Raw genomic sequence first — 878 nt, 5'->3', positions numbered from 1 at the left:
CAAGTTCGAGCTGGCCTTCTTCCAGCGCGATCTCGCCGGAGACGGTATTGCCGCCGTTGCCGAGGACGAGGGTGCCTCCCCCTTGCTTGGTCAAGAGGCCGGAGCCGTTCAGGACTCCGCCCAGGGTCACAGTCTGTCCGTCGCCGAGGCTGACGAGCGTTCCGTTTTCGCCCGTGCCCGAAAGGGTCATAGCATGGGAGGCTGTCCAGCCCGAGCTGCCTGTGGCCGCGGTGAGAGTTCCGTTGCCCAAAATGACCGTGCCATCCGTGCCGCCGAGAACGTCAGTTGCAGAGGAGGTGGCGGCGTTGCCCAGCGTCAGCGTACCGCCGGCGAGGGTGAGACCGGAGTCGGAGTTGACGGAGATGGTCCCATCAACGGCAAGTTCTCCGTTGGAAAGCAGCTTGAGTTCGGCTCCATCGGAAAGGATCAGACCGGAGGCCGACATCGTGCCGGAAAGTCCCAGGGATTTGTCGGTAGCCGTCGAACCGACGGCGCTGACGGTAAGGGCGTCGGCCTCCAACGTACCGCCGAAGGTATCCCCTTCGTTGAGGAGGTTCAGAACGAGAGTACCGGAGGTTTTTCCAAGGGTACCCGCCACGCCGGAGAGTTTTCCGGAGAGGGTGACGGAAGTTTGCGAAGCGGCGTTGTGAAGTGCAAGGACGGCATCGGCTCCCACCGTAAGATCCCCGGCAAGGATGTCTCCGGAGCCCAGCTCCGTCACTTGCACCCGGCCGTCTCCCTGGATGTCCAGGGCATACGGGGCGAGACTTCCGCCGACCGTCAGCACGCTGGAGGCATCTTCCGTCTTCAGCCGGATGGCCGAGTCTTCGTCCGCGCGGAAGGCGTTGGCAAAGGACACTTCACCCTTCGCCGACAGT

1 pseudogene is annotated in these 878 nt (G+C 63.6%); it reads right to left on the bottom strand.

Annotation, left to right across the window (positions count from 1 at the left end):
- Positions 1–878 (bottom strand): annotated as a pseudogene (locus tag QET40_RS00350) (hypothetical protein); the annotation flags it as partial.

The sequence above is a fragment of the Akkermansia sp. N21169 genome (genome assembly GCF_029854675.1).
Classification (GTDB): domain Bacteria; phylum Verrucomicrobiota; class Verrucomicrobiia; order Verrucomicrobiales; family Akkermansiaceae; genus Akkermansia.
The sequence above is the reverse complement of the archived record's forward strand: the minus strand, read 5'-3'. Positions and strand labels throughout refer to the sequence as shown.